This is a genomic window from Allobosea minatitlanensis (assembly GCF_964020775.1).
In genome coordinates this window covers 573,667-590,529 of sequence record NZ_OZ224509.1, presented here as the reverse complement: position 1 = coordinate 590,529, position 16,863 = coordinate 573,667, and the positions used below count along the sequence as shown (strand labels likewise).

The window sequence follows — 16,863 nt, the reverse complement described above, 5'->3', positions numbered from 1 at the left end:
AGGTCTCTCAGCAGGGAACTTCGATCAGGAACGGACCCGGGCGGCCGAAGCTCGTCCGTACCAGTTCGATCAGGCGTTCGACGCTGTCCGCACGGGCTCCCTCCACGCCCATGCCGCCGGCGAGCTTGACCCAGTCGAGATCGGGGCGGCGCAAGTCGAGCATGTCGAGCGCCGTCCGCCCGGGGTTCAGCGCACCGACATTGAACAGCTCGGTCTCGAGGCTCTGATAGGCACGGTTGGCGAAAATGATGGTGGTGACATTGAGGTTCTCGCGCGCCTGCGTCCACAGGGCCTGCAAGGTGTACATGCCGCTGCCATCGGCCTGCAGCGCCACCGTACGCCGTTCCGGGCAGGCCACCGCCGCGCCGGTCGCCAGCGGCAGCCCGATGCCGATCGAACCGCCGGTGAGCTGCAGCCAGTCATGGGCCGGAGCGCCGGCCGTATGCCGATAGCAGAAGCCGGCGGCATTGATGCTCTCGTCGACCAGAATCGCGTCCTCGGGCAGCAGCGCGCCGACGACGGCGGCGGCGGCTTCCGCGGTCAGCGCACCGGAGGGCAACCCCGGGCGGGCCAGCGCCTGCAGGACCGGCGGCGCACCGGCACCGATCAGTTCGGCGAGACGCTCGAGCGCATCATCGAGATCGTCTTCCGGCGCCGCGAGGCAATGGACCGTGCAATCCGGCGGCAGAACGAGGCTGGGCTTGCCGGGATAGGCGAAGAAGGCGACCGGCTCCTGCGCGCCGATCAGCACGACGCGGCGCAGCTCGCCAAGCTGCGCGAGCGCATCGGTAACGGGGTAGAAGACCCGCTCGAGCACGACGCGCCCCGCGCCCCGCGCGATGCGGGCATTGGACGTCGGCGCCATCAGGCGCACGCCATGCGTCTGCGCGATACGGCTCGCCAGCTCCAGCGGCCGGGCGCGCAGGGCGCGGCCACCGACCAGCAGCAGTGTCGGCTCGCCGGATCGCAGCGCGGCCGCAGCCTCCCTCAGCGCCTCGTCCGAGACCTTCGGGCGCGCGGGCGGTGCCAGGCGCGGGGCCGGACCGTCGGCATCGTTCCAGGCGGTATCGGCCGGCAGGATCAGCGTCGCGACCCGACCGGCACCGGACAGCGCCGCCGCCACCGCCTCGGCCCCGTCACGGGCGACCGCACGGGCGTCCTTCGAGGTCCTCACCCAGTCCGACATGGGGCGGGCGACACCTTCCACATCCGAGGTCAGCGGCGCGTCATAGAGGCTGTGATGCGTGGCGTGATCGCCAACGATGTTGACAATCGGAGTATTGGCCTTGCGGGCGTTATGCAGATTGGCCAGCGCGTTGCCGAGGCCGGGGCCGAGATGGAGCAAGGTGGCCGCCGGCTTGTCCGCCATGCGGGCATAGCCATCGGCCGCCCCGGAAACGACGCCCTCGAACAATCCGAGCACGCAGCGCATGCCGGGAACGCGGTCCAGAGCCGCGACGAAATGCATTTCGGACGTGCCCGGATTGGCGAAACAGGTATCGATTCCGCTTGCGATCAGCGTCCTGACCAAGCTTTCCGCGCCGTTCATGCCCTTTTTGTCCCGTCTTGTCCTGCCGGAAGAATGGAGGGCCGGGCATCAGCCCGGCCCGCTGTGGTCAGAGCGGGTCGCGGATCAACGGCGAGGTCGAGCAGTGAATGCCGCCGCCGCCGAGCGCGACCTTGTCGTATTCCACGACGCGGACGGTGATGCCCGCCTTGTCGAACTTGGCCTGCGTCCGCTCGGACAGGCCGCCCGCCATGATCACCCTGCCCGGGCGCACGGCGAGGCAATTGATGACCCAGTTGCCGTCGTCCGGGCAGACCTCGATCTGGCGAATTCCGAGCTGCGTCAGCCGCTCGAGGAACCAGAAGGGCAGCAGCGTCGGGTTCACGAAAGCGGTCTCGGCGTCGACCATCACGAACATGCCGTCGATATGCAGCCGATAGCCGGTGAGATCGACCCGGAGCAGCTCGACCCCGTGGACACGCAGCACTTCCTCGAGCTGACGAGCACCTTCTTCGTTCACCCGGCTCGACAGGCCGACGACGGCGACCTTCGGCGTGATGAAGGCGAAGCTGCCGCCTTCCATCAGGCCGGTGCCGCCGATCGTCCGCAGGATCGGCATGCCGAGCTTGGCGAGGGTGCGCGTGACCGGCAACTCCTCGCCGCGGCGGATCGGCGGGCCGAGCCGTGTGACGATCGCGCCGCCATCGATGGCGATGACGCTGTCGCGGGTGTAGACCGACTTCATCTTGCCCGGAGCGCATTCGTCCAGGAAGACGACCTCGGCCCCCTCCTCGCGCAGGGCGGCGACGAGCTTGTCGTGCTGGGCCTGCTGGGCCGGAAGATCGGGGATCGAATCGCCGCGCCAGTACCAGCCCTGCTCGGGGTCGCCGAAGGCGCCGATATCCGGGATGCGCTTGCTCGGATCGACGATGTCGAGCTCGGGGCCGGGGCGGTGCATCAGCACCTTGCGGATCTGGCCGACATCGTTGTTGCAGCCCCAGCGGCGCCCCCAGACCTCGACCTGCTCGGACTCGGCCTCGAAGGCCGGCTCCGCCCGCGAGGCGAAGGTTTTGATCAGCATGTTGTAACGGTATTCGTGTTCCGAAATGATCGACATGTTGTTCTCCTGAATCCGGCGCTGAACGGCTGTCTCGCAGCGGCTTCTCAGCCGGCAGCGGTCGGAATGGTCCATTCGTGGCCGCGGGCGGTGGTGACGTATTCCGGCCAGCGATAGTTGACGGGCGCCTCGAAATCGGCGGGCAGGAGCGGCGCCACCCACCTCTCGCCGCCGATGCCGCCGCCGGTGCGCTCCTTGAACTCCTCCTGGGCGGCGGCGAGGCTGGTGCCGTCCGTCAGAAGATCCACGATGGTGGTGGCGATCACCCTGGCGGCCGTGCTCCACATCGGATCGATGCAGGCCGGCATGCCGCCCATGGCGTAGCGGGTCCATTCCGGATAGCGGTAGCCGGGCGGCGCCTTGAGCGTCGGGCGCCCGACATAGAGCCGTACCGTTGGCGCATGCCACGTGTAGTCGACATAGTCGTCCGCAGCGAGGTTCTTCTGCCAGGCGGGCAGTTGGGCGCGGAAGGCCGCCTCGCCGTCCCACGGCGCCGTCAGCCGCTGGATCTCCGGCATGAAGGGATCGTCCATCGGCTCCAGGCCGAGATTGCGCTGGATCTCGCGGCCGAAGGCGCGGGCCTCTTCCCCCCATCGCGGTGCGCCGATCGCGGCGAAATTGCGCCAGGCCGCTTGCGCCATTGCGTGGTTCGGAAGGCCGGCCCTGGTGCGGGTGATCCAGGCCGGGGTCACCGTGCAATGGCTCATCGCGGCGCAGTGCTCGGCGTTGCGATCGAGGACGGCAAAGACGCGCTCGCACATGTCGAGGGTCGGCGCGCGCAGGGAGTACTGGATCTGGGCGAGGCCGGGAGCGAGATTATCCGCGGCCGCATAGCCGGCCTGGACGATGTACTCGTTGAGGGTCCAACTGCCGTGATGCGGCAACATGGATTCCTTCATGTATTTGGACGAGGTGTACATCAGGCAGACCGCATCGATCGCGCCCGGCGCTCGCGCGGTCGAGTGACTATGGGTCACGCCGGCGAAGGCGCCGGTCTGCTGCCAGGTCTCGGGATCCGGGCATTCGAAGGTGTAGATCCGGCTCCAATAGGGAGCGCTGTGGGTGTCCCAGAAGCAACTGTTCGCCAGCGCCGGGAACGAGTGCGGGTGGAAGCTGATCGCCGCATCGAGATCATTGTAATAGCCCTTCGCCGCATGCACCGGCTTCGAGCCGCACATCTTCTCGGCCGGCTCGCCGAAGAACTTGATGCGGCCCTTGATGCCGTGCTTTTCCATGGCGTGCTTGGCGGCCAGGAAACCGGCGAAGGAACCGATGCCGAGCGCCGAATGCGGGTCGGTGTGGCCGGCGGCGTGACGGCTGACGCCCGCGCGCGGCTTGCGGAAGGGAACGGCCTCCTGCGAAGTTCCCGGCACGGCGTCGTACTCGGCGTAGCCGCCGATGGTCGGGCCGTTGCCATTGGACCATTCGGCGCAGAATGCCGTCGGCATGCCGCCGGACCCCTCCTCGACGGTGAAGCCCTCGGCACGCAGCCGCTCGACATACCAGGCGACCGAGCGGTACTCGCGCCAGGACGGCTCGTGCAGGTCCCAGATCGTCATATGGTCGGCGGAGAGGCGTTCTGCGTTCTGCTCCAGCCAGGCGAGCGCGCTATGCTTGGCTGCGCCGAAATCGCTGATATCGGACATGGTTCTGCCTTTCGATGCTTCAGCTCCCGCGCCGCGAGCGCACATAGGCGTCCGCGCACAGCAGGCTGACGGTGACGGCGATGAGGACTGCGGCGACGGCGGCCATGGTGGGGTCGAGCGACTCGTTGATGCCGTCCCACATCCGGCGCGGCAGGGTGAAGACGGCCCGGCCCGCGATGAAAAGCGCGAGGACGAGTTCGTCCCAGCTATGAATGAAGGCGAAGATCAGCCCCGAGACGACGCCGGGCATGATGTTCGGGATGATCACGAGGCGAAGGGTCTGGCCCATGCTGGCCCCCAGGCTGAGCGAAGCCTGCTCGAGGCGCGGGTCGAAGCCGGCGAGCGCCGTCGAAACCGTGATCACCACATAGGGAATGCCGGTGACCGCATGGGCGATGATCAGCCCGGCATAGGTGTCGAGCAGGCGCAGATCGATCCAAAACTGGTAGATGCCGAGCGCGTAGACGATGGTCGGCACCATGATCGGCGCCAGCATCAGCATGCGCACGAGGTCGCTGGCGCGGCTGCCGAGGCGCCAGCAGCCGATCGCGCAGAGCGTCCCGGCAACGACGGCGACGGCCGTCGAGGCGCAGGCAATGACGAAGCTCTGCAGAATGCTGGTCAGCCAGGGACCGCTGCCGAACAGGTTCCGGTAATACTGGAAGGAGACCCCCGACTCCGGCAGCGAGAGATAGTGCCGGTCCGTCACCGAGACGGCGAAGACCACCGTGATCGGAAGCACGAGGAAGCAGATGATCGCCCAGGCCAGCGAGCGCGTCATGATCGAGATGTTGCCGAAGCCGCTGCCGATCATGGTCTCAGCCCGCCCCAAAGAGTTTGCGCAGGTTGACGAGCCGGCTCAGCATCGCAAGGAGCACGCCGATTACGATCAGCAGCACGGCGGCCAGCATGCTGGCGACGCCCCACCGGACGACCTCGAGAATCTGGACCTTGATGTATTCCGCGATCATCAGCGTCTTGCCGCCGCCGAGCAGGGCCGGAGTGACGAAGAAGCCGAGCGAGAAGATGAAGACCAGGATGCCCGCGCCGACCACCCCCGGCAGCGAAAGCGGCAGGAAGACCCGCCGGAAGGCCTCGAACCGCGACGCGCCGAGGCCGCGGGCGGCGGCGATGCAGCGCTGGTCGATGTCACGCATGTTCGAGAAGATCGGCAGGATGCCGAGCGGCAGCATGTAGTGCACCATGCCGATCATGACGCCGGTTTCGTTCCAGATCAGGTTCAACGGGGAATCGGTGACGCCCGTCGCCATCAGCGCCGCGTTGATTAGCCCTTCCCGACGCAGCAGCACGAACCAGGCGAAGGCGCGCACCAATACCGAGATCCACAGCGGGACCAGCACACCGAGGAACATCCAGCGCTGGGCCTTGGCGGAGGAATGGACGAGCGCATAGGCCACGATATAGGCCAAGAGCAGCGTGAGAACCGTGGTCAGCACGCTGATCCGGGCCGTGGTCCAGAGCATGCGCTGGATCGAGGCGCTGCTCGCGAGAAGAGCGTAATTGTCGAAGCCTGCCGCCGGCACGGTGACGCTCATCCAGAGCACGCGGCCGATCGGGTAGAAATAGAACACCCCCATCAGGAGGAGAGCCGGCGCGATCAGCAGCCAGTAGCGCGCCGCAGGCGACGCGAGGAGGCTGCGACCGGCCCGGCTGCGCGCTGGGTCGGCGGGAGCAGTCATCACATGTCCGATCGGGTGGGATGGCGCTTGGAAAGCGCACCCATGCCCGCGCGGGCGGGCATGGGCCGTCTCAGGTCGCGTGGAGGGCGAAGCCTTACGAGGAGATCAGGTCCAGGAAGTTCTGGAACGTCTTCGAATGGTTGGCCTTGTACCACGCGGCGTCGATCTTGGCCTGGACCGCGGCATTGGCGGGATCGGACGGGTTCTTCTGCTTCAGCTCAGGCGGCACGAGCGCGTCGGCGGCGGGATTCGAGGGGCCGTTGCCCATCGCCGCCAGGAGCTTGATCTGGCCTTCCGGCTGCTGCATCGAGGCAATGGCCCGCATGGCCTCCTTGCCGGCGGGATTGCCCTTGGGCACGACCCAGAGACCGGGCTGGAGCAGGCCGTCCTTGAAGGTGTAGGTGACGCGTCCCTGCGTCTCGTCCGCCAGCACATTGGCGCGGGTGTGCCAGAGGAGGCCCATCACGCATTCGCCGTCGCGCATCAGGCTCTGGCTCTCCGAACCGCTGCTCCAGAACAGCAGGTCCTTCTTGATCGTCGCGATCTTGGCGAAGGCGCGCTTGACGTCGAGCGGGTAGAGCTTGTCCCTGGGGACGCCATCGGCGATCAGGGCCAGCTCGAGCATCGCCTGCGAGTCCTTGCGCATCATGCGCCGGCCCGGATATTTCTTCGTGTCGAAGAAGTCGGCCAGCGTCGGCTCGCCGGAAATCTTGCTCTTGTCCCAGGCGAGGACGGAGCTGAACATGTAGTTCACCACCCCCTCTTCATAGGCGAATTCCGGCGTCAGCTTGGTCTTGTCGACGATCGAATAGTCGATCTTCTCCAGCGCATTGTGCGGGCCGAGCTCGGCCAGGGTCGTGATGCCGGCGTCGCAAATGTCCCAGGTGACATGGCGCGACTGGACCATCGTCAGGATCTTGCCGTTGAGCGGGCCGCTGCCGTCGAGCACGAGCTTGCCGCCCTGCGCGGCGAACGGCTTCACATAGGCTTCGTCGAAGGCCTTCATGGCGACGCCGCCGTAATTAACCAGCACGACCTCCTTGCCGGCCTGGGCCCGCGCGGCTCCGCTGCCCAGAGCGAGCGCCGCCGGCGCGACGCCGAGCGCGAGCGCGCTGCGGATCAGGTCACGACGTGTCTGCCCGCCGCCGATCTCGGTCGCCAGGACTCCGCAATCTTCCGCAAAGCTCTGCTTTTCCATCTCAATCCCCTGTTTTTGTTGATGATCTCGACAGGCGCGCGATCGCTACGCCTCTTGCACTTCCATGCCCGCCCCTGCGCTCCAGCCCAGCTCCAGGGACTGGCCCACCTCCGGAGAGACGCCGGCGTTCCAAGCCGGCAGCGCGACGCTGATCGGGCCGCAGGATGGGGTATCGACCAGGATGCGGAACTCCGAACCGAAATAGTTCCATTCCCTGACGACGCCGCTCAGCCGATTGTCGCTCTCGGCGCCGGGAGCGAGGATCGAGAGCTTTTCCGGCCGCAGGGCGACCGTGACGCCGGAACCGATATCCGGCTTGGCGTCGCGGATCTGCTGCATGAAGCGCGCCCCGCCTCCGGAGAAGACGAAACCGCCCTCGACATGGGATTCGACCCGGCCGCGCACGAAGTTGCTCTTGCCGAGGAAGTCGGCGACGAAGGCTGTCCGCGGACGATCGTAGAGCTCGAGCGGCGTGCCCTGCTCGACAAGCCGCCCGTCGCTCATCACGACGATGCGGTCCGACATCGACAGCGCCTCGTCCTGATCATGCGTGACATAGATGAAGCTCAGGCCGAGCTTGCGGTGCAGGCGCTTCAGCTCCTCCTGAAGCTCGGCGCGCAGCTTCTTGTCGAGCGCGCTCAGCGGCTCGTCGAGCAGGAGAAGATGAGGCGTGAAGACAAGCGCGCGAGCCAGCGCCACACGCTGCTGCTGCCCGCCCGAAAGCTGGCGCGGCAAGCGCTGGCTTTGCGTGGTCAGCTTGACCAGATCCAGCGCGGCCTTGACTTTTTCCTCGATTTCGGCGCGCGGACGCCGGCGGACCTTCAACGGAAAAGCCACATTGTCGAAGACCGACAGATGCGGGAACAGAGCATAGCCCTGAAACACCATTCCGAAATTACGGGCTTCCGGCGGCAGATGCGTGATCGGCTGGCCGCCGAGATGAATGCCGCCCCGATCAGGCTGAACGAACCCCGCGATCATCATCAGCAAGGTGGTCTTTCCCGAGCCGGAAGGACCAAGCATGGTAAGAAATTCACCACTCTTGATGTCGATGGAGACATCTTTGACAGCTTTGAACGTGCCAAAAGTCTTGGATATACCAGAGATCGAGAGATCTCGACCTGGTTTCGTCGCCGTCGTTGTCAAATCAGCCCCTCTATTATATTTGTCACGACCTTGGCTGCGTGGTCGAGCGCTTATGGAATTTAGCCGCCACAAATCGAGAGTCAACTATAAAAAAATAGCTGACTCTAATTTTTTTCGCTGGGCTGGCCCGCGAGCAGGAGGATGTTTTGGCCCGTAAAGTGACCGGATTGAGAGAGCGGAATCGGCAGCATCGCATCGCGCTCATCCTGAGCGCGGCCTCTCGCCTGTTCGCCCGGCACGGCTATGAGAGCACGCGCATCGAGGAAATCGCCGAGGCCGCCGAGGTCGCGCCGGCAACGGTCTACAACTACTTCACGAACAAGGCGAATATCCTGACGGCGCTGGCGGCCCGGCACGCCTACAGTTCCTGGTCGGAGCGCAGCAGCTTCGTGCAGAGCCCTCCGGAGGATCCGGTCGCAGCCGTGCAGGGTTTCGAGCGCCTGCTCGCGGATCAGGCCATGCGCACGCTGGGACGCGAGTGCTGGCGGATCATCCTGGCCGCGCCTTACGCCCAGCCGGGCAGCCGCCTGCACCGCGCCGGAATCAGCTTCGGCTGGCTGATCGAGCGCCATTACCGGCGCATGCTGCGGACCTTTCAGGAGCGCGGCCGGATCGGCGCCGATGTCGATATCCGGGCCCTGGCCGAGCTCATCACCGCGATCGGAACCTATCATTTCGGCCGCTTCATCTCGGACGAGTCCATGACTCTCGACATGCTGAAGGAACATATCGAGAAGCATGTCCTGATCATCTTCCTCGGCGTCGTCCCGCGGACGGCCGGGATGGAAGCGGAAGCGGCCCCGCCCTGATCCGACCCGCCCGATCCTAGACGCCGAGGCAGAGGTATTTGATCTCGAGATAGTCCTCGATACCGTATTTCGACCCTTCCCGGCCGAGGCCCGACTGCTTGATGCCGCCGAAGGGAGCGACCTCCGTCGAGATCAGCCCGGTGTTGATGCCTACCATGCCGTATTCCAGCGCCTCCGCAACGCGGAAGATCTTGGAAACGTCGCGCGCGTAGAGATAGGAAGCGAGGCCGAATTCGGTGTTGTTGGCCAGCGCGACGACCTCCTCGACGGTCTCGAAGCGGAACAGAGGCGCGACCGGACCGAAGGTCTCCTCCCGCGCAATCTTCATCGTCGCGGAAGCGCCGGTCAGCACGGTCGGCTCGAAGTACAGGCCGCCGCGCCGGTCGCGCCTGCCGCCGGCGAGCACTTGCGCGCCCTGTGCGACTGCATCGGCGATATGCTCCTCCACCTTGGCCAGCGCCTTGCCCGAGATCAGCGGGCCGGTCAGCGTTCCAGCCTCGAAGCCGTCCCCGACCTTGATCTGCCTGACCCGGCCGGCGAGCTTTTCCGCGAAGGCGTCGTAAATCCCGGCCTGGACGTAGAGCCGGTTGGCGCAGATGCAGGTCTGGCCGTTGTTGCGGTATTTCGCGACGATGGCGCCTTCCACCGCCGCATCGAGATCGGCATCGTCGAAGACGATGAAGGGGGCGTTTCCGCCGAGTTCGAGCCCGAGCTTGAGCACCTGGTCGGCTCCCTGGCGCATCAGGATCTTGCCGACATTGGTCGAGCCGGTGAAGGTCAGCTTGCGGATCTTCGGGTTCTCGCAAAATGCGCGACCGACGGAAACCGCATCGGTCGAAGTCAGCACGCTGAACAGCCCTGCCGGCAGCCCGGCACGGTCGGCGAGAACGGCGAGTGCGAGCGCCGAAAGAGGAGTTTCGGCAGCCGGCTTCGCGACCACGGCACAGCCGGCGGCCAGCGCGGGCGCCAGCTTGCGCGCCAGCATCGCATTGGGAAAGTTCCAGGGCGTGATCGCCGCAACCACGCCGACCGGCTGCTTGACGACGATGATCCGCTTGTCGGGCTGATGGCCCGGGATCGTGTCGCCATAGATCCGCTTGGCCTCCTCGCCGAACCATTCGACATAGGCCGCGCCATAGAGGATCTCGCCCCTTGCCTCGGCCAGCGGCTTGCCCATCTCGGCGGTGAGGATCGCCGCGAGATCGTCGGCATTGGCGACCACGAGATCGAACAGGCGACGCAGCACCGCCGCCCTGTCCTTGCCGGTGAGGGCAGCCCAGCCGCGCTGCGCCTCCTGCGCGGCGTCGATCGCAGCCGTGACTTCTTCGCGATTCAGGTCCGGCAGGGTCGCCAGGACGTCGCCCGTCGCGGGATTGGTGACCTCGAATGTCCGGCCCGTCGCCGCGGCAGCGACGGGCCGGCCGGCGACGAAGCCGCATTCGGCGACGAGGGAGGCGTCCTTGAGCCGCGCGAGAAGGCTTGCTGCAACCGCCATCGTCTCAGGCCTCCGCCGCGCATTCGCGCAGGCTGTCCTCGAGGATGTCGAGCGCTTCGGAGAAGATCTCGTCGCCGATGGTCAGCGGCGACAGGAAGCGGATCACATTGCCGTGGACCCCGCAGCTCAGCAGGATCAGGCCTTTCTCGAGCGCCCGCGCGCGGACCTGATTGGCGAAATCGGGAGCGGGCGTCTTCGTGCCCGGCTTCATGAATTCGACCGCATTCATGAAGCCGGGGCCCCGGATGTCGGCGATCTGCGGAACGTCCGCCGCCAGGGATTGCAGGCGCTGCTTCAGGCGGGCTCCGAGCTGCTCTGCCCGCGCGCACAGCCCCTCATCGGCAATGACGTCGAGCACGGCATGCGCGGCCGCGACACCGATCGGGTTGCCTCCATAGGTTCCGCCGAGCCCGCCGGCACCGGGGGCGTCCATGATCTCCGCGCGCCCTGTGACCGCCGCGATCGGGAAGCCGCCGCCAAGCCCCTTGGCCATGGTGGTGATGTCCGCGGCCACGCCGGTCCGTTCCATCGCGAACATCCGGCCGGTTCGGGCGAAGCCGGTCTGCACCTCATCGGCGATCAACAGGATGCCATGCTGGTCGGCCAGAGCCCGCAGGGCGGCCATGAAGGAGCGCGGCGCCTCGTAGAATCCGCCTTCGCCCTGGACCGGCTCGATCATGAACGCCGCGACGCGGGAAGGGTCGACATCGGCCTTGAACAGCCTGTCGAGAGCGGCCAGCGACGCTTCCACGGTCGCCCCATGCAGCTCGGCCGGGAAGGGGATATGGTAGACTTCCGGCATCATCGGGCCAAAGCCGATCTTGTAGGGAGCCACCTTCCCGGTCATCGACATGCCCATGAAGGTCCGGCCGTGGAAACCGCCGGCAAACGCGATCACGGCGGAGCGGCCGGTCGCCGCGCGGGCGATCTTGATCGCGTTCTCGGTCGCCTCGGCCCCGGTGGTGACGAAGATGGTCTTCTTGGCGAAATCGCCCGGAACGGCCTGGTTCAACCGTTCGGCCAACCCGACATAGTTCTCATAGGGCACGACCTGGTGGCAGGTATGCGTGAAGCGCTCGAGCTGCTGCTTCACCGCCGCGATGACCCGCGGATGACGGTGGCCGGTGTTCACCACGGCGATGCCGGCGGCGAAGTCGATATAGCGCTTGCCCTCGGCATCCCACAGCTCGGCATTCTCCGCCCGTTCGGCGTAAATCTGCGTCACGACGCCGACGCCGCGGGAAATCGCCGCAACCCTGCGCGCTTCGATGGCGGAATTGGACATTGCTCTCACCCCTCGGTCGCCGCCCCTGCGCCGGCGTCCCTGAGATGTTTTCTTGCAGTTTTTCTGCAAGAAAACAAGATGGCCGCCTGACGTGTTCCGCCATAGGTTTCACCGCGGTCGCCGTGACGATCGCGACAGCCCCGGGACCGGATGTGGAGCCTGTTCGATTTCGCATTGCCGAGGCTGCCCGCATGACGGGCGTCTCGGCCTCGACCTTGCGGCTCTGGGAAGCCCAAGGCCTGGTCGAGCCGATCCGGACAGCCTCGGGGCAGCGCCTTTACAGCCGCGAGCAACTCGACCGCCTGCAGGAGATCGCCTGGCTCCGGCGCGAGCGGGGCCTCAACCCGCCGGCGATTGCCGAGCGCATGCGCAGGGAAGACGCCTGCGATCCGCCGACCGGAGCATCGAAGGGCGCTGCGGAGATGCCGGTGCGCGAGGTCACGGTCGGGCTGAAGATGCGGCGGCTACGCCAGACCGCGCGCGAGACGCTGGAAGACGTCTCCCGGGCGACGTCGATTCCGGTCTCGGTGCTTTCGACCTTCGAGCGGACTTCGATCGGCCTGTCGTTCAAGGCCCTGCACGAACTTGCCCGCCATTTCGGGACGACCGTCGCGGCGATCAGCGGGCAGGAGGATTACGACCAGCGCGAATCCCTGGTGCGCTCCGGCGAATGGACGACATGGCCGCCAACCTCGCCCGGCGTGTCCGTCCAGGCGCTGGCGCGCGGCCCGACCCTGATGGAATGCCATCGCTTCGAGCTCGCTCCGGGCGCCTCCAGCGAAGGTACCTACGAGCATGAGGGCGAGGAATTCCTCCACATCCTCTCGGGCCGCCTCGAGATCGTTTTAGACGGAGATCGGTTCTTCGTCCTGGAGGCGGGAGACAGCTTCTACTTCGAGAGCCGTAGACCGCATGCCTGGCGCAACGTCGGCGAACAGGAGGCAGTGGTGATATGGATCAACACGCCATCGACCTTTTGATAAACGAAGAACGGAATATACCATACAGCGATAAGAAAGATAATATACGATAAAATAAAATAATTTTTCTTGCCAATCATAGGAGTGATTACACATTTAGACATACAATATCATCGTCAAAGTACATTAATATTATAACATTACATGATAACATACGATTCACGCCATGAATCGGCGTAAGGAACGACGGCCCTGAATATGGCCGAGGAGATTGTTGCGTGCGATCCTGCCATCGAGCATCGTCCGGCTCGCCAACTGCTTAGCTTTCGGCGCGTAGCTGGATCCCTTGACGGGAAGCCAACGAGAAAAGATGAGCCGCTTGGCGCTCGGGCCGGGCAGGCGTCGTCCGCCTTCCAGTCGTCGCCGCTCAACTACACCTCCGACATGTCGAAATACACGCTCGACCAGAGCACCATCGACAGCCTGAACAAGCAGTTCGGCGACATCTCGTCGTCGGCCTCCGGCGTCGCGCCCAACCTGACGCAGCTCGATACGAACCTCGCCAATACCGCGACGAACCTCGGCACCAACGGCACGCAGCTCAACAGCAACATGCAGCAGGCGAGCAACGCGGTTCAGACGTCCGGCGCGCAGATCGGCACGTCGATGACGACGGCTGCCGCGACCACGACCACGGGCGGCGTCGCTGTCGGCACGGGCCTGACCACCACGGCCACCACCGTCACGGCCGGCGGTGCGCAGGTCGGCGCGGCCCTCCAGACGGCGGCTGCCAACATCAGCGCGTCCGGCTCTGGAGGCGGTGGCATCTTCGGCTCCATCGGCAACGCCATCAGTGGATTCTTCGGTTTCGGAGGCTCCGGCGTCGCTGACAGCGCAGTCGGAATGGCTCGCGTGGGGTTCAACCACAAGGGCGGGCTTGCCGGACGGAGCAGCGGCATCAGCCGCGCGATGCACATGAGCGCGTTCGACGGAGCCCTGCGCTTCCATAAGGGCGGTCTGGCGCGCCGGGCGAGTGACGCGGCGAATGCCGGCCTCGGCGCCAAGGAAGCAGCCATCATCGCTCAGAAGGACGAAGCGATCCTCCCGACCGTGCGCCTGCCCAACGGCAAGTTCGGTGTGAGCGCGGCTGGTATCGGTGACAGCGGTGGCGGCGGGACCATGAACGTCGGCGACATCAACATCACCGTGCAGAGCAGCGGCACCGGGGGAGCGGAGCAGGATCAAAATCAGGCGAAGAACATCGCCCGCGAGGTCCGCTCGACCTTCAAAGGCCTCATCGCCGAGTGGGCTCAGAACGAACAGCGCCCGGCGGCGCGCTCTTCAAGGGAACTTAGACCATGGCTACCGATAGACAGAAACGGGATGCTAGCGCGTTCCAGAAGTTCGCCGTGTTCGGGGCGGAACTGCGAATGGCTGGTGCCACCTCGGTTGCACAGCACCTGATCGAGCAGCCCGGAACAACGGACCTGATCGTGCGCACCGTCTTCGCCGGAACCCGCTCGAAGGTCGAGGAGCTTTGCCGCAAGGCTGTCCATCGCTGGAGGCTGGCCGGGTGGGCCGTGCTGCATGCCCCCATCGAGCAGCCGGAAGGGCTGGACCTCCACGAGCACGAGGCCACCTTTTACCTCGCTGTCGACAACCGGCGGCCCTAATCATGTCCTGCGCAGCCTGCCGCCACCCACAGCGGAACGCTATCGAGGCTGCCTTGGCGACGGGGCGGCCTCTTCGATCTGTTGCAGCCGACTATGGGGTATCGAAATCGGTGCTGGACCGTCATCGGAAGCAGTGCGCGCCCTCTCCAGCCAGCTTTGGACAAGATATGATCGGCGGTACGCTGAACGCGCTCGTTGCCCTCTTCGTCGTGACGGTCGCTCACGCGGGCGAGCGTGTCAGTCCATTCGTCGACAAGTTCGGCACGGTCCTCGCTGTCGACTGGAGGGTTCATGGCAGCAGGCTCAAGCACTTCGCGGAAATAGCCGGTCACCACCTTCCCGTGCCCCGTTGAGGTTCCCCCTCGGCGGGGCATTTTTACGTTAGAACCCTCTGGAAAATCCCATGCCATACAAAGACCCCGCCGTCCGTAAGGAGCGGATGCGCGACTACATGCGCGACTACATGCGCCGGAAACGGGCGGCCGAACGGGGTGTTAAGTCCCCTGTTAGGCCCCAGCCTGTTAAGTCCCCTGTTAGTGCCCGCCCTGTTAAACCCCAGCAGGGCCTAACGCCCCTGATGAAGGCGCGGGCGGCGAAGATATGGAAGCTGACAAGCTCCCCGACCGAGACGCCCGGATCGAAGGCGGCGGCACGTCAGCGCTTTGCCGAGATTGCCGAGCAGGCAGGCATCACCTCGGCGCAACTCCTCGCGGCGATAGGCGGGGGTTAAAGGCGCCTTGCCGAGTCTAGGGAGGCCGCAGGCGGCCGATGGGCAGTTGCCGCTAGGGTGACATAGGCCAGCCCGTGAAGGGGCCTGAGCGAGTCCCTCAACGTCTCTCACACTCAAAACATGAGAGACCGGCTCAAACCGGATGCTTCACCTTCTCCACCCATTCCTTCAGCTCGGACGCCCTCCGGCCCTGCGAGTAGATTTTGTAGGTGATCCCGAGCGGGGCGTGGCCGACCAGCCGGGCAGCGATGTCCTCCGGGCAGTTGGCTCGCTCTAGGGCCGTCGTGAACGCCTTGCGAAGGGAATGGAAGGTCTTGCCCTTGGGCATTTCGATGTCCCGCATAAGGCGACCGTAGCGGACCGAGAGGGCACTTGCCTTCACCCCCTTCGGGGCGACGACATCCTTGAGCTTGGGATGGACGGGGACCACGCGGGCGGCGTTATCGGTCTTCCCGCTCTTGAGCACGAAACACTCGACACCGTGGAGCGTCTCCCGCTCGGCCCGGAGGCACTCGTCCAGACGGAAGCCGGTATAGATCGAGATCAGGAAGACAGGCCGCAACTCGTCATCACCCGCAACGGCGGCATAGGCCCGCTTCAGCTCGGCGTCGCTGTAGTGCCCGTGACTGGTCGCCTCCCTGCCCTTCGTGCTCACCGCCTTAATCAGGTCATCGAAGGGATTACGGGGTGGATCTTCCTCTTTCCGGTGCGCCCATGACCACAGGTGCGCCATCACCGTTCTGTAACGCTTCACGGTGTCTTTCGCTTTCCCCTCCGCGATCCCTTCAAGCCATTCGATGGCCTGCTTACGGGTGACGCCGTTAATGGGCGTGTCGCCATGTGCTGCCTGCCACAGCTTCACCGTCGTCTCGTAGTTCTTCGCGGTGGTGGCGTTCCGCTTGGGGTTTGCCGCTAGGTAATCCTTGAGGATTTCCGATACGGGGTCGCGCTCTTTGACGTGATCCCCGACCGCCCGCCAGACCTCGGGGCTCTCGACGCCCGACTCCTCTAGCCTCTCGACAAGGGCGTCTAGATCGGGGTTCCGCATCTCCTCGCCGTCGAATGCGTTGACGACGAGCGCGGGGCCGACCTCCTCACGGAGCTTGGCGCGGAAGGCGGCATAGGACATCTCGGCCTCGCTCAGTCCCCCCGTAGGCTTCCCCTTGTTGAGCGCCTTAGCGAATTTTGCCTTGGCTACCGTCAGCACATCCCAGCGTCGTTCACGCGCTACAGCGATGTCGGAGGTGTCGAGCGCCTTGCGATAGTAAGGCCCCATCTCTCCCCGGAGCTTGTTCGGAACGGGGATACGGGCATACCAGCGCGAGCCGATGCGCTGGAGATAGCGGGTGTCGGATTTGGAAGCAGCCTTCGCCTTCATGATGCCCGCAAGCTACCTAGCTGGGGCCTTTGTAGGCAAGCCCTGTAGGCAACGGAAGTGCCTATACGGGCTAAGTTATGGCGCTCCCTAGGGGACTCGAACCCCTGTTTTCGCCGTGAGAGGGCGACGTCCTAGACCGCTAGACGAAGGGAGCAGCGCTGGCCGAGGGCGCCTATGTAGTCGGAGTGCCTCGCCGCCGCAACTGCTTTTTAGCGCTCCGCCACAAAAGATTGCCCACCGCGTCCCGAATCCACGAAAG

The 16,863-nt window shown here is 65.4% G+C and carries 15 protein-coding genes and 1 tRNA gene; 5 read left to right on the top strand and 11 right to left on the bottom strand.

The window, feature by feature from the left end; translation table 11 throughout:
* Positions 1-7: 7 nt before the first annotated feature.
* The 7 genes from ACWH43_RS02730 to ACWH43_RS02700 form a co-directional block, all read right to left on the bottom strand.
* Positions 8-1,549: an acetolactate synthase large subunit gene (locus tag ACWH43_RS02730; protein WP_158444456.1), complete on the bottom strand. Its 1,542-nt coding sequence runs from the start codon at positions 1,547-1,549 to the stop codon at positions 8-10.
* A 67-nt stretch (positions 1,550-1,616) separates the two neighbouring features.
* A complete protein-coding gene (locus ACWH43_RS02725; RefSeq protein ID WP_158444457.1) occupies positions 1,617-2,624 on the bottom strand; it encodes a dimethylarginine dimethylaminohydrolase family protein in 1,008 nt (335 codons plus the stop codon).
* Between the two features lie 47 nt (positions 2,625-2,671).
* Positions 2,672-4,270: an amidohydrolase gene (locus tag ACWH43_RS02720; RefSeq protein ID WP_158444458.1), complete on the bottom strand. Its 1,599-nt coding sequence runs from the start codon at positions 4,268-4,270 to the stop codon at positions 2,672-2,674.
* 19 nt (positions 4,271-4,289) lie between these two features.
* Positions 4,290-5,084 (bottom strand): ABC transporter permease, encoded by a 795-nt coding sequence (locus ACWH43_RS02715; RefSeq protein WP_260349478.1) that lies wholly within the window; start codon positions 5,082-5,084, stop codon positions 4,290-4,292.
* 4 nt (positions 5,085-5,088) lie between these two features.
* Positions 5,089-5,970 carry an ABC transporter permease gene (locus ACWH43_RS02710; RefSeq protein WP_158444459.1) on the bottom strand — a complete coding sequence of 294 codons (882 nt, stop codon included), beginning with the start codon at positions 5,968-5,970 and terminating at the stop codon, positions 5,089-5,091.
* Positions 5,971-6,064: 94 nt separating this feature from the next.
* A complete protein-coding gene (locus tag ACWH43_RS02705) occupies positions 6,065-7,168 on the bottom strand; it encodes an ABC transporter substrate-binding protein (protein ID WP_158444460.1) in 1,104 nt (367 codons plus the stop codon).
* A gap of 45 nt (positions 7,169-7,213) precedes the next feature.
* Positions 7,214-8,314, bottom strand: coding sequence for an ABC transporter ATP-binding protein (locus tag ACWH43_RS02700; protein ID WP_158444461.1), 1,101 nt, complete (start codon positions 8,312-8,314; stop codon positions 7,214-7,216).
* A gap of 167 nt (positions 8,315-8,481) precedes the next feature.
* Here ACWH43_RS02700 and ACWH43_RS02695 point away from each other — a divergent pair, with 167 nt between their 5' ends.
* Entirely contained in the window at positions 8,482-9,123 is a 642-nt protein-coding gene (locus ACWH43_RS02695; protein ID WP_260349476.1) for a TetR/AcrR family transcriptional regulator, read from the top strand.
* A 16-nt stretch (positions 9,124-9,139) separates the two neighbouring features.
* On the opposite strand, the gene ACWH43_RS02690 is transcribed toward ACWH43_RS02695, so the two are convergent.
* Both ACWH43_RS02690 and ACWH43_RS02685 read right to left on the bottom strand, forming a co-directional pair.
* A complete protein-coding gene (locus tag ACWH43_RS02690; RefSeq protein ID WP_158444463.1) occupies positions 9,140-10,618 on the bottom strand; it encodes an NAD-dependent succinate-semialdehyde dehydrogenase in 1,479 nt (492 codons plus the stop codon).
* A 4-nt stretch (positions 10,619-10,622) separates the two neighbouring features.
* Complete coding sequence (locus ACWH43_RS02685; RefSeq protein ID WP_158444464.1) at positions 10,623-11,903, bottom strand: 4-aminobutyrate--2-oxoglutarate transaminase; 1,281 nt, start codon at positions 11,901-11,903, stop codon at positions 10,623-10,625.
* Between the two features lie 191 nt (positions 11,904-12,094).
* On the opposite strand from ACWH43_RS02685, the gene ACWH43_RS02680 reads away from it, so the two are divergent.
* The 4 genes from ACWH43_RS02680 (at position 12,095) to ACWH43_RS02665 (ending at position 14,849) form a co-directional block, all read left to right on the top strand.
* Positions 12,095-12,883: a cupin domain-containing protein gene (locus ACWH43_RS02680; protein WP_375797042.1), complete on the top strand. Its 789-nt coding sequence runs from the start codon at positions 12,095-12,097 to the stop codon at positions 12,881-12,883.
* Between the two features lie 198 nt (positions 12,884-13,081).
* Positions 13,082-14,287, top strand: a complete 1,206-nt coding sequence (locus tag ACWH43_RS02675) for a hypothetical protein (protein WP_158444465.1) — start codon at positions 13,082-13,084, stop codon at positions 14,285-14,287.
* On the top strand, positions 14,254-14,496 hold the full coding sequence (locus ACWH43_RS02670) for a hypothetical protein (protein WP_158444466.1): 243 nt from the start codon (positions 14,254-14,256) through the stop codon (positions 14,494-14,496). The genes ACWH43_RS02675 and ACWH43_RS02670 overlap by 34 nt, the downstream gene beginning before the upstream one ends.
* A 167-nt stretch (positions 14,497-14,663) precedes the next feature.
* On the top strand, positions 14,664-14,849 hold the full coding sequence (locus ACWH43_RS02665; protein WP_260349473.1) for a hypothetical protein: 186 nt from the start codon (positions 14,664-14,666) through the stop codon (positions 14,847-14,849).
* 510 nt (positions 14,850-15,359) lie between these two features.
* Here ACWH43_RS02665 and ACWH43_RS02660 read toward each other — a convergent pair.
* Both ACWH43_RS02660 and ACWH43_RS02655 read right to left on the bottom strand, forming a co-directional pair.
* Complete coding sequence (locus ACWH43_RS02660; RefSeq protein WP_260349470.1) at positions 15,360-16,604, bottom strand: DUF6538 domain-containing protein; 1,245 nt, start codon at positions 16,602-16,604, stop codon at positions 15,360-15,362.
* A gap of 78 nt (positions 16,605-16,682) precedes the next feature.
* Positions 16,683-16,758, bottom strand: a tRNA-Glu gene (locus ACWH43_RS02655).
* Between the last annotated feature and the right edge of the window lie 105 nt (positions 16,759-16,863).

Bases quoted from the DNA above. Each gene is read 5' to 3' on its own strand.
- ACWH43_RS02730 (WP_158444456.1), bottom strand. From the start codon at position 1,549: ATGAACGGCGCGGAAAGCTTGGTCAGGACGCTGATCGCAAGCGGAATC.
- ACWH43_RS02725 (WP_158444457.1), bottom strand. From the start codon at position 2,624: ATGTCGATCATTTCGGAACACGAATACCGTTACAACATGCTGATCAAA.
- ACWH43_RS02720 (WP_158444458.1), bottom strand. From the start codon at position 4,270: ATGTCCGATATCAGCGATTTCGGCGCAGCCAAGCATAGCGCGCTCGCC.
- ACWH43_RS02715 (WP_260349478.1), bottom strand. From the start codon at position 5,084: ATGATCGGCAGCGGCTTCGGCAACATCTCGATCATGACGCGCTCGCTG.
- ACWH43_RS02710 (WP_158444459.1), bottom strand. From the start codon at position 5,970: ATGACTGCTCCCGCCGACCCAGCGCGCAGCCGGGCCGGTCGCAGCCTC.
- ACWH43_RS02705 (WP_158444460.1), bottom strand. From the start codon at position 7,168: ATGGAAAAGCAGAGCTTTGCGGAAGATTGCGGAGTCCTGGCGACCGAG.
- ACWH43_RS02690 (WP_158444463.1), bottom strand. From the start codon at position 10,618: ATGGCGGTTGCAGCAAGCCTTCTCGCGCGGCTCAAGGACGCCTCCCTC.
- ACWH43_RS02685 (WP_158444464.1), bottom strand. From the start codon at position 11,903: ATGTCCAATTCCGCCATCGAAGCGCGCAGGGTTGCGGCGATTTCCCGC.
- ACWH43_RS02680 (WP_375797042.1), top strand. From the start codon at position 12,095: ATGACGGGCGTCTCGGCCTCGACCTTGCGGCTCTGGGAAGCCCAAGGC.
- ACWH43_RS02675 (WP_158444465.1), top strand. From the start codon at position 13,082: ATGGCCGAGGAGATTGTTGCGTGCGATCCTGCCATCGAGCATCGTCCG.
- ACWH43_RS02670 (WP_158444466.1), top strand. From the start codon at position 14,254: ATGGCTGGTGCCACCTCGGTTGCACAGCACCTGATCGAGCAGCCCGGA.
- ACWH43_RS02665 (WP_260349473.1), top strand. From the start codon at position 14,664: ATGATCGGCGGTACGCTGAACGCGCTCGTTGCCCTCTTCGTCGTGACG.
- ACWH43_RS02660 (WP_260349470.1), bottom strand. From the start codon at position 16,604: ATGAAGGCGAAGGCTGCTTCCAAATCCGACACCCGCTATCTCCAGCGC.